At 71.5% G+C, this 10,813-nt stretch carries 9 protein-coding genes, 1 tRNA gene and 1 other RNA gene; 6 read left to right on the plus strand and 5 right to left on the minus strand.

The genetic code is table 11. From position 1 onward, the window contains the following. Positions 1 to 371: 371 nt before the first annotated feature. Complete coding sequence (gene uppS / locus E6R60_RS29325) at positions 372 to 1,085, plus strand: polyprenyl diphosphate synthase (protein ID WP_276614064.1); 714 nt, start codon at positions 372 to 374, stop codon at positions 1,083 to 1,085. A 47-nt stretch (positions 1,086 to 1,132) separates the two neighbouring features. Then, positions 1,133 to 2,602: an oxygenase MpaB family protein gene (locus E6R60_RS29330; RefSeq protein WP_136329726.1), complete on the plus strand. Its 1,470-nt coding sequence runs from the start codon at positions 1,133 to 1,135 to the stop codon at positions 2,600 to 2,602. A gap of 263 nt (positions 2,603 to 2,865) precedes the next feature. On the opposite strand, the gene E6R60_RS29335 is transcribed toward E6R60_RS29330, so the two are convergent. From E6R60_RS29335 to E6R60_RS29350, 4 genes are all read right to left on the minus strand, one after another. After that, positions 2,866 to 3,162 carry a DUF3303 family protein gene (locus E6R60_RS29335; protein WP_136329702.1) on the minus strand — a complete coding sequence of 99 codons (297 nt, stop codon included), beginning with the start codon at positions 3,160 to 3,162 and terminating at the stop codon, positions 2,866 to 2,868. 196 nt (positions 3,163 to 3,358) lie between these two features. After that, on the minus strand, positions 3,359 to 3,982 hold the full coding sequence (locus E6R60_RS29340; protein WP_136329703.1) for a hypothetical protein: 624 nt from the start codon (positions 3,980 to 3,982) through the stop codon (positions 3,359 to 3,361). 326 nt (positions 3,983 to 4,308) lie between these two features. After that, positions 4,309 to 4,989: a response regulator transcription factor gene (locus E6R60_RS29345; protein WP_240802718.1), complete on the minus strand. Its 681-nt coding sequence runs from the start codon at positions 4,987 to 4,989 to the stop codon at positions 4,309 to 4,311. A gap of 23 nt (positions 4,990 to 5,012) precedes the next feature. Next, a complete protein-coding gene (locus E6R60_RS29350) occupies positions 5,013 to 6,254 on the minus strand; it encodes a histidine kinase (RefSeq protein WP_136329705.1) in 1,242 nt (413 codons plus the stop codon). Between the two features lie 140 nt (positions 6,255 to 6,394). On the opposite strand from E6R60_RS29350, the gene E6R60_RS29355 reads away from it, so the two are divergent. Together E6R60_RS29355 and E6R60_RS29360 are read left to right on the plus strand one after the other, a co-directional pair. Further along, positions 6,395 to 7,585, plus strand: coding sequence for a beta-lactamase family protein (locus E6R60_RS29355; RefSeq protein ID WP_240802719.1), 1,191 nt, complete (start codon positions 6,395 to 6,397; stop codon positions 7,583 to 7,585). 180 nt (positions 7,586 to 7,765) lie between these two features. After that, on the plus strand, positions 7,766 to 8,935 hold the full coding sequence (locus E6R60_RS29360) for a serine hydrolase domain-containing protein (RefSeq protein ID WP_136329706.1): 1,170 nt from the start codon (positions 7,766 to 7,768) through the stop codon (positions 8,933 to 8,935). A 182-nt stretch (positions 8,936 to 9,117) separates the two neighbouring features. Here the strand turns inward: E6R60_RS29360 and E6R60_RS29365 are convergent. Next, a tRNA-Ser gene (locus E6R60_RS29365) sits at positions 9,118 to 9,205 on the minus strand. A 132-nt stretch (positions 9,206 to 9,337) separates the two neighbouring features. Between E6R60_RS29365 and ffs the strand changes: the two genes are divergently transcribed. Further along, an RNA gene (ffs, locus tag E6R60_RS29370) (signal recognition particle sRNA small type) lies at positions 9,338 to 9,434 on the plus strand. Positions 9,435 to 9,546: 112 nt separating this feature from the next. After that, on the plus strand, positions 9,547 to 10,813 hold a 1,267-nt coding region (locus E6R60_RS29375; RefSeq protein WP_136329707.1), incomplete at its 3' end, for a DNA polymerase III subunit gamma and tau.

A 10,813-nucleotide genomic window follows, 5' to 3' on the forward strand; every position in this document is an offset into this window, starting at 1 on the left:
CGTGAAGGAATCATGAACTCCGCATCCTTGAGTCAGGTCAGAGCGGGTAAGGGGCGGGACTCCGGCTCGATCGAGCCGCTCCGACTGACGTGCGACGGGTGAACAAGCCCGCATCACGGTGCGTCCGGGCCCCTGCATGGGCACGCTGCTCAAGGTCAGGATCACCGGGGAGGCGTCATCCCGCCCCGGTACCTGCGGACGCGGGTCGAGGGGGCGCTTCGATGACTTCCAGAGCGGCAGGGCCGTCCGGGCAGGCGCAGGCGAGGGGGATGCCGTTCGGTGGCCCTGGCCCGCCCCCGGAGGGCCCCTTTTCCCCTTCGGTTCCGGTGCAGCCGCAGGGCCGCGTGCCGGGCGGGGAAAGGCAGCGGCCGGTGCCCCGGCATGTCGCGTGCGTGATGGACGGGAACGGGCGATGGGCGCAGCAGCGCTCCCTTCCGCGTACCTCCGGGCACAGTGCGGCGGAGGCGACGGTGATCGACGTCATCGAGGCGGCACGGTCGGCGGGGGTCGAATGGCTCAGCCTGTACGCCTTCTCCACCGAGAACTGGCGGCGGCCGGGCGAGGAGATCGACTTCCTCATGCGTCTGGTCCGTCGCGTGGTGCGCAAACACGCACTGCTGCTGCACGCACGGGGCATCCGGTGCCGGCTCCTGGGAGCCGAGGACCCGAGAATTCCAGGGCCTCTCGCCCGGGACTTCGCGGACCTGATGACGCTCACCGAAGCCAACCGGGGCATGACGCTGACCGTGGCGTTCGACCACGGAGGGCGTCAGGACATCGTCGCCGCTGCACGCTCCCTCATTCGCGCCGGAGTGCCTGCCGACGCCGTCGACCAGGCGTGCTTCGCCGCGCATCTGCCCGTCCCCGACACGCCTGACGTGGACCTCGTGATCCGTACGTCCGGTGAACAGCGCATCTCCAACTTCATGCTCTGGCAGGTGGCCTACGCCGAGTGGATCTTTCCGCCGGTGCTGTGGCCCGACTTCCGTGCGGCGCACCTTCTGGAGTGCCTGCACGAGTACCGGCGCCGCGACCGCCGCTTCGGCGGGGTGGCACCGCAAGCGAGGGGAGGACCTCAAAGGTGAAGGACGCGGACAGCAGCCACGTCGCGCAGGCCGGGCCCGGTACCGGGATTCCGTACGAAGGCGACGGCCACGAGACCACCGAACCACCGGCCGGATCCCTGTTCGGCCCCGGTTCGCAGTTCCACCGCTTCTTCAACGATCCCCGCTGGGCCCTGGCCGTCGTCAGAGCCACCGTGCTGGAAGCCGCCCACCCGCAGATCGGCGCGGCGCTGGCCGACAACTCCTCCTTCGTGGTGCACCCGTGGCGACGGCTGAACAACACCCTCGTGAGCCTGCAGCGCATGTTCGGAGCCGACGAAGAGGTTCGGCGGAGGGAGGCGGCACGGCTCAACCGTATGCACGCGCGGCTGAGCGGTACGGATGCCAGGAACCAGCCCTACGACGCGATGGACCCCGAGGTGCGGGCGTGGGTGGTCGCGACGCTCTTCGAAAGCTCGGTCACCATGTGCCGGCTGAGCGGACAGCCGCTGGAGCAGGAAGCCATGGAGCGGCTCTACGCCGAATTCCAGGCGTTCCTGGCGGCCTTGGGGGACCGTGCAGGGCATCTGCCGCCCACTCTGCCCGAGTTCTGGCAGTACTACGACCGCATGGTCGCGGAGGAACTGCAGAGCACGGAGGCGCTGCGCATCATCCTCTACAGGCTCTTCGAGCATCTGCCGGCACCGCCGCTGTTCGCCGGCATGCCCACGGTCTGGGCGGCCGGTCGTGCGCTCGCCGGGCCGGTCATCGGCACCGTCACCGTGGCGTCCCTCCCCGAGGTCTTCCGCCGCAGGGCAGGCCTGCCGGAGGTCCCCGGTGCGCAGACGCTGATGCAGGGCGCCTACATGGCGGCCCGTCTGGCCCGGGCCCTGCCCGACAACTGGCTCCAGGCGGACAACGTCGTCGGTCTGCTCAATCTGTCACCCGACGGCGACGGCCCCTGGGCCGAGACCCTCACCACTCTGCGCGACCGGACGAAGCGGGCCGGGGCGCTCTTCCGGCTGATCTCACCGGTGCCGCCACAACCGCGCGCCACGGACGGTCCGGACGGGGACGAGAGCCGGCGAGGCGCCCGCGCGTTCTTCACCGACGTCCTGGACCAGACCGGGGACGGCTCTCTGGACTGGCCCGATCTTGCCGCCATGGCCCGGGAGCTCTGCTCCCGTCTCGATCTGGACGAGCCGGAGGAGACCCGCCTGTACGACGCCTTCGCCGCGTGGTGGAGGGAACTCCAGGCGGCTCTGGACACCGACGGGGACGGACGGGTGAGCGAGGAGGAGTACGTGGCCGCAGCCCCGTCCCTCGCGGGGCCGGCGCTGATCAGGGTCGCCGAAACCCTCTTCGACGCCACCGACGCGAACGGCGATCAGTTCATCGACGCCGACGAGTACCGGGCCCTGTTCAGGAGAGGCTTCGGACGGTCCGTCCTGGATGCCGAAGGCCGTTACTCCCGAAGCGCGTTCGTTCGGGACTTCCTGTCCTTCATGTCCGGTCGTCAGCGTTCGACGCCGTACGATCCGCTGCTCTCCGACGCGTAGAGCCCCGGACGCGTAGAGCCCCGGACCGCCCGGCCACTCCCGCCCGCCTGCGGCTGCACGCTGTCAGCCGCGGTCGGGCCGGGCACGGGCGTGGCTGGGCGGAGGTGAGGCGGTCCAGGAGCGTCAGAACGCTTTCATAGGGGCGTCCGGGGGTCCGGTGGATGCCGCGCCTGACCGGCGGTGGAGTGCCGGTGCCGGCCACTCCTGCCCCGGCTCGTGCGTGAGCGGTGGTGAAGTGCCCACGCCGGCCCTTTCGGCCCGGATCAGCCCTGTCGCAGCGCGGCGAGGCCCTTCTGCATGTCCTCGGTGTTCATGACCGGCTGGATCTCGATCTTCGCGCCCAGGCTCTCGAAGAGAGGCTCGGCGATGGAGGGCAGGAGCGAACTGTCCTGCATGTCGAAGACGAACGTGCAGGACCGCTTTCCCTCGCAGGGCCCGAAGTACGCCGCCTCCGGCTTGAGCTGCTCCGTGAGCGACTGCATGATCTTCGGCAGGCTGCCGTTCTTGATCGCCTCGTTCGCGAGCTGGGTGTCCAGTTGGGCTCGCAGCATGACCCTCATGAATTGGCTCCCTCTGTCACACCGGGGCCGGCGCGGATCCGTCCGCGCTCGCTGGTGCCGGCGGCGTCCCGCCCAGCGTCACCGGGGGCGGTCGGGGCAGCCAACATTTCGTGCACCATCCGGGCTGTCCGCGCCACCGGGCACCCCGCAGGGCGCCGGTCCGCCCCGGCGGAGGAGGCCGTGGGGTGACCTGCGTTCAGCTGCCGCTCAGGGGGGACTCCCACGTGGAATCATGGCGGGGCCTTCTCTCCAGATGGGCAAGCAGGTGCCTCGCCGCGGTCGAGGCGGTCTCGTGCGGCGCGCCGACCGCGGTCAGTGCGGCGGCGATCCGTGCCGGGGCCGTCTCCGGCAGATCCATGTCCGTCAGGAGGGGGAGGGCGAGCAGCAGGCGAGCGGACTCGTCCTGGATTCCTGCGGTCGCGGCGGAAGGGCCGTCCGCGAGGCGGACCAGTTCTTGCCACGTCAGGCCGGTCCCCGGGAAATCTCCTTCCCAGCCGGCGATCTGCTGGGCGTGGCTTGTGCCCGGGTGGGTGAGGAGGTAGTCGGTGCCCTGGTCGCCGACCAGGTTTCGGTAGATCACCACAACTCCGGGACCGTCCTCGGCCGGCACTCGGAACGTCGGCCAGTGGTCGGGATCGAAGAGGACCTCGGACATCGCGTCGGCATCGGCGCCGTCCTCGCCGAACCACTCCGGAACCGGGCGCTCGGTGCATGCCCCGTCACTGCACATCGCCAGAAGGTGATTCGACCAGAAGCCCCGGCGCGCCGGCAGGGCCTCGCCGGCGACCAGCGGGCCATCCTCGTACCCCTTGATCAGCACCCTCCGATCCTGTCACCGGGCACTGACAACCAAGGGCGCAGCCCGGCTCGGCACCGGGCCCGACCCGCCCGCAGTGCGACGCGCAGGCACCGCTCGACTCCCGGCACTCGCGGGGGCGGGGCGCTGACAAGAGTCGCCGCTCGGGGCGGGGCGCTGGGAGGAGTCGCCGCTCGGGTTCTCGGGCACTGCCCTCCCACCCGACGGCTCCCCTGTGAGGGGAGACGGCTTCGGCTGGGCGCCACCCCGGCGTGCGAGGTGGCGGAGACCGGGACCGGAACCCGGACCGGCGATCCTTGCGGACGGCCGTGAGGAGGAGCGGACACCGGTCAGCCGGCGAAGCCCGGGACCACCAGACCGGACTCGTAGGCGATGACCACCGCATGGGTCCTGTTCTGCGCACCGAGCTTGGTCAGTACGTTCCCCACGTGGGTCTTGATCGTCTCCAGGCTCACCGTGAGGGACTCCGCGATCTCCGGGTTGGAGAGACCCGTGGCCATCAGGCGCAGTACCTCCTCCTCCCGGCCGGTCAGGGCGGCTTGCGGCAGGGCCTCCGCGGAGACCAGCGGGCGGGCGGCGACCATGCGGCCCAGTGCGGCCGGGAAGAGAATCGCCTCGCCTGCCGCCACCACCCGGATCGCTTCGGCGATCCGGCGGACCGGGAGCCGTTTGAGGAGGAAGCCGCTGGCACCAGCCCTGAGGGCGGCGGTGACGTAACCGTCGTTCTCGAAGGTGGTGATCACCACGACCTTCGGCGGGTCGGCCGCTTCGGCCAGCAGCCGGCGTGTGGCGTCGATCCCGTTGCAACGGGGCATGCGGACGTCCATCAGAACCACGTCCGGTCGCAGCCTCAGCGCGCGTTCGACCGCCTCGAGGCCGTCGGCGGCCTCGCCGAGCACCGAGATCCCCGGCTGAGCGGCGAGCAGCATGCTCAGACCGCTGCGGGTCACCTCGTCGTCGTCCGCGACCAGGAGGGATACGGCGGGGCCGGCGTGTGGGGGAGGGGCCACGCCTCTGTCCGCGTCGGTTCCACTCACGCCGACGCCCGCACCGGCAGCCGGACGGCCAGCCGCCAGTGCCCCGTCCCGTCCGCGCCGGACGCGAACTCGCCGTGCAGCAGCCGGACGCGCTCGGCCAGGCCGGGCAGGCCATGGCCGGACGTCGAGAAGGACCCCCGGTCCGGTCCGGTCCGCGCTCCGGTCCGGTTGACCACCGCGAGGTCCAGTCCGTCCGGTCCGGCCGCCACCCGGACCTCGATGGGGCCGCCCGCCCCATGGCGCAGCGCGTTCGTCAGCCCCTCCTGGAGGATCCTGTAGGCCGCCCGGGAGAGCGTTCCCTGCACCTGCTCCAGATCACCCGACAGCTCCGGTTCCACCACCGCCCCCGTGTGCCGCAGGCGTTCCAGCAGCTCGGGGAGGCCGGCCAGGGTCCGGGTCGGCGCCGTGCCGGACTGCTCCTCGCGCAGCACTCCGAGCGCGTAGTCCAGGTCCTCCAACGCGGTCCGCGTCGAGTCCTCGATGCTGCGCATGGCGGCCCGTGCCGCGGCCGGATCGGTGGAGAGGACCTCGCCCGCCACCGCCGCCTGGATGGTGGCCGCTGTCAGCGTGTGCCCGATGGAGTCGTGCAACTCGTGGGCGATCCGGTTGCGTTCGGCCAGCAGCAGTTCCCGCTCGGCAGCCAGCGCGAGCCGTTCGGCCGCCGACGGCCCCAGCAACCGTGGTGCCGACCACCGCAGGGCTTTCGTGACCAGTACGCAGACGCCTGCCGCCAGCAGGACGCAAGCGGCAGCCGCCACCCAGCTCCATCCGCCCGAGACCCGGACCGACGTGCCGAACAGGCTCGCCCGTACCTCGCCGCCGAGCCAGTTCATGGGCAGGGAGAGGCCCATGAGGAACAGCACCCCGCTCGCCAGTGCCCCCGTCCATCCGACGGCTGCGTGCAGCACCATCCAGAGCGGGGTCCGCCAGCGGTCGAGGCCGAGCGGAACGGAGGTCCCGCGAGCTGCTGCCGGGTTCGGCAGTGAGACCTGCAGCAGCCGACGGGCGGAGACGACGAGGGCCCGCCGTACGGGACGCGCCAGTCCGACCGCGCCGACCAGTGCCGCCCAGACCAGCAGCACCGCGGCGAACTGCACGCTCTCGGGGGCGGATCGCCACGACAGCGCGGGCAACAGGGCGAAGGGCAGCAGCGGAAGGCTCGCCAACGCCCCGCCATAGGCGAACAGCACACCTGAGTACGTGGAGCCGCGCAGCAGCAGCCGAATTCCCCTGTTCATGATCGCCAGTATCGCCGGGCCGCCCCCCTGCGGCCTCCCCCGTTCGGGGGAGCGACTTTTCCCGCTTTCCCGCGATGCGGCCGGAGGGCCCTGGAAGCAACGATCGTCCCTCGACGAAACGATCTCCCAGGAGTTGACTCATGCGTACTCGGACAGGGCAGAGCCTCGGTTCTCCGGCCCGGCAGGGCGGCCGGCGGCGGAAAGCCGTGTCGGTGGCGGCCGCTGTGGCCATCGGCGTCATGACCCTGGGCGCCCTCGCCCCGCCCGCCGCCTCCGATTCCGCTGCCCCGACCGGTGTTGCCGCCGGTCCGGACGCCGTGCAGCGGGCCCTGAACACACTGGTGCGCGTGGACGGGATGCCCGCCGCGCTGGCGAGCGTCAAGGACCGGAACGGCCGCACCCGTACCTACACCGCGGGAGTCGGCGACCTGGCCGCCGGCTCGAAGGTGCCCAGGGACGGCCAGGTGCGGATCGGCAGTAACACCAAGGCGTTCACGGCGGTCGTCGTGCTGCAGCTCGTCGGCGAGGGAAAGATCGACCTCGAAGCCTTCGTGGACACCTACCTGCCCGGCCTCGTCCGGGGGGAGGGCATCGACGGGCGGCGTATCACCGTCCGCCAGCTCCTCCAGCACACCAGCGGACTCCCGGACTACGGCGTCCACCTCGACGACGACGAGATCAGGAACCGCTATTTCGAGCCCCGCGAGCTGCTCGACCTCGCGCTCGGGCACCGGGCCGACGCGGCTCCCGGGAAGACCTGGGGCTACAGCAACACCAACTACGTCCTGGCCGGCCTGATCGTCCAGAAGGTCACCGGCCGCCCTCTGGTCGAGGAGATGGACCGGCGCATCATCAAGCGCGCCGGCCTGCGCCACACGTACTTCCCCGCCCCCGGCGAGATGACCCTTCGGGAGCCGCACCCCCGGGGCTACCACCGCAGCCCGGCGGACGGACCCCTGCGCGACTTCACGGAGATGGATCCCTCCGCAGGCTGGGCCGCAGGCCAGTTGGTCTCCACCAACTCCGACCTCAACCGCTTCTTCGCCGCGCTCCTCGGCGGCCGCCTCCTCCCGGCGGCCCAGCTCGCCGAGATGCGCACGACCGTCCCCGCCGGGACCTCCGGCCTCCGCTACGGGCTGGGACTCACGAGCAGGCCCCTGTCGTGCGGCGGCGTCTACTGGGGCCACGGCGGTGACATCGCGGGCTACGAGACCCGGGGCGGCGTCACCGACGACGGCCGCGCCGCCAACGTCGCCGTCACCAGCATCCCGACGGACGGGACGGCCGCACGGCACGTGAACGACGCCGTGGACAGGGCCTTGTGCGGCTGAACACGCCCCCGGCGGCCAGCGACCCACAACTGACGACCAGGGGCCAGCGCCCCCAACTGGTTGGCCAGCGAGCGACAACCGGCGACCAGCGACCCCCAACTGGACGCCCGACGACCGACAACCGGCGACCAGTGACCAGCAATCCGAACGACGATCCGGCGATTTCTCGGGAGTGGACCCATGCGTGGACAGAAGCGGCGCGTATTGCGCTGGGCGGGCCGACCGCACGGCACGCGGCGACAGACACTGGCCGCCGCAGCCGCGGTGACCATCGGTGCGATGACCCTGGGGGCCCTCGTGCCGCCCGCCGCCTCGGCCGCCGCCGGGCCGGACGCCGTCCAGCAGAGCCTGAACGCTCTGGTGCGCGACGGCGGGACGCCCGCCGCGCTGGCGAGCGTCAAGGGACCTGGCGGCCGCACCCGGACCTACACCGCGGGGCTCGGTGACCTGGCCACAGGTGGGCCCGTGCCCGTCGACGGGCAGGTGCGGATCGGCAGCAATACCAAGGCCTTCGTGGCCGTCGTCGTGCTCCAGCTCGTGGCGGAGGGGAAAGTGGACCTGGACGCCGACGTCGACACCTACTTGCCCGGTCTCGTCCGCGGAAAGGGCATCGACGGACGGGACATCAGCGTCCGCCGGCTCCTCCAGCACACCAGCGGGCTCCCCGACTACACCAACGACCTGGGGGACGACGTCCGGTACTACGACCCTCGTGAACTGGTGGCCAAGGCCCTCGGGCACCCGGCCGAGTTCGCCCCCGGGAAGAGCTGGAAGTACAGCAACACCAACTACGTGCTCGCCGGCCTGATCATCCAGAAGGTCACCGGCCGCCCCCTCGCCCACGAGATCGACCGGCGCGTCGTCCGACGCGCCGGACTGCGCCACACCTACTTCCCCGCCCCGGGTGACGCGAGCATCCGGGAGCCGCACCCCCACGGCTACTACCAGGAGCCGCCGGAGACGTCCCTGCGCGACATCACGGAGATGGACCCCTCCTGGGGCTGGGCGGCAGGGCAGATGATCTCCACCAACTCCGACCTCAACCGCTTCTTCACCGCGCTCCTGGCCGGCCGCCTCCTGCCCGCGGCCCAGCTCGCGCAGATGCGCTCCACCGTCCCCGCCGAAGCGACTTTCGGCCCGGGCGCCCGCTACGGCCTGGGGCTCGTCAGCAGGCCGCTGCCGTGCGGCGGCCTGGCCTGGGGCCACGGCGGCAGTTTCCCGGGGTACGAGACCCGCGGCGGCGTCACCGACGACGGCCGAGCCGTCAACGTCGCGGTCACCCTGCAGCTCACCGGCGAGGCGGCCCGGAGGAATCTCGAACGCGCGGTGGACACCGCCCTGTGCCGCTGATCCCCGCCCAGGGCACGACGTGCCTGGGGGCCGAGGTGACGTCGGGCCCCCAGGCACGCCCGCGCACAGCCGCCGCGCCAGACCCCGACAGGGCTGCCGCGTGACCCTCGCGCCCGGAGAACGCAGAAGGCCCCGGCCGGTTTCCCGGTCGGGGCCTTCGACGTATTGCCCGGTGAGAGCAATGGCGGAGGATACGAGATTCGAACTCGTGAGGGGTTGCCCCCAACACGCTTTCCAAGCGTGCGCCCTAGGCCACTAGGCGAATCCTCCGCGGCAAACAATACAAGACGTTGAGGAGTGCTCGCGAACCCGTTCCGCTCCGGCGCTCCGCGGGCGGTCTCGGAGGGGCGCCCGGGGGTGGGGGAGGTGGACTTGCGGGGGTGGGGATCGGCTAAGGTGGGCGTCAGCCCCTCACGTGGCGCTATCTGACTGAACTCCCCCAGGGCCGGAAGGCAGCAAGGGTAGGTTGGCTCTGGCGGGTGCGTGGGGGGCCCTTGTATGTCCGGGGGCGGTCCGCGACGACGCCCGGGCTCGCCGGGGTGAGGTATCCCGCAGCCGGTGGTGCGCTTGGACGGGGCCGGTTGTCAGTCCGCCCCGATAACCTCGTAGGTGTGTCGTCCCTTGCGCTGTACCGCCGCTACCGCCCCGAGTCGTTCGCCGAGGTCATCGGTCAGGAGCATGTCACTGACCCGCTGCAGCAGGCCCTGCGGAACAACCGGGTCAATCACGCGTACCTGTTCAGCGGGCCGCGCGGTTGCGGCAAGACGACCAGCGCGCGCATCCTCGCCCGCTGTCTGAACTGTGAGCAGGGGCCCACGCCCACGCCCTGCGGGGAGTGCCAGTCCTGCCAGGACCTCGCGCGCAACGGGCCGGGATCGATCGACGTGATCGAGATCGACGCCGCTTCGCACGGTGGTGTGGACGACGCCCGTGACCTGCGGGAGAAGGCGTTCTTCGGGCCGGCGTCGAGTCGTTACAAGATCTACATCATCGACGAGGCGCACATGGTCACCTCGGCGGGGTTCAACGCCCTGCTGAAGGTCGTCGAGGAGCCGCCGGAGCACCTGAAGTTCATCTTCGCGACCACGGAGCCCGAGAAGGTCATCGGCACCATCCGGTCGCGTACCCATCACTACCCGTTCCGGCTCGTGCCGCCGGGGACGCTGCGCGAGTATCTCGCCGAGGTGTGCGACAAGGAGAAGAGTTACGTCGAGGAGGGGGTGCTCCCCCTCGTCGTGCGGGCCGGGGCCGGGTCCGTGCGTGACTCGATGTCGGTCATGGACCAGCTGCTGGCCGGTGCGGGCGACGAAGGTGTGACGTACGCCATGGCGACGTCCCTGCTCGGTTACACGGACGGCTCCCTGCTCGACTCGATCGTGGACGCCTTCGCGGCGGGCGACGGGGCGGCGGCCTTCGAGGTCGTGGACCGGGTGATCGAGGGCGGCAACGATCCGCGCCGCTTCGTCGCCGACCTCCTGGAGCGGCTGCGTGACCTCGTGATCCTCGCCGCCGTGCCGGACGCCGGCGAGAAGGGACTCATCGACGCACCCGCCGATGTCGTCGAGCGGATGCAGGCCCAGGCGTCCGTCTTCGGCGCCGCCGAGCTGAGCCGCGCCGCCGACCTGGTCAACGAGGGCCTCACGGAAATGCGGGGCGCGACCTCGCCGCGGCTCCAGGTCGAGCTCATCTGCGCCCGGGTCCTGCTGCCCGCGGCCTTCGACGACGAGCGATCCCTCCAGGCCAGGCTGGACCGGCTGGAGCGCGGTGCGTCGTACGCCACCACCGGGCCGGGCCCCTCGATGGGGTACGTCCCCGGGCCCGAGGCGCTGGCACACGCACCCGTAGCCCCTCAGCCGCACGCCCCTGCGGCCCCCGCGC

It is taken from the genome of Streptomyces sp. A0642, assembly GCF_004795105.1.
In the GTDB taxonomy this organism is placed as follows: domain Bacteria; phylum Actinomycetota; class Actinomycetes; order Streptomycetales; family Streptomycetaceae; genus Streptomyces.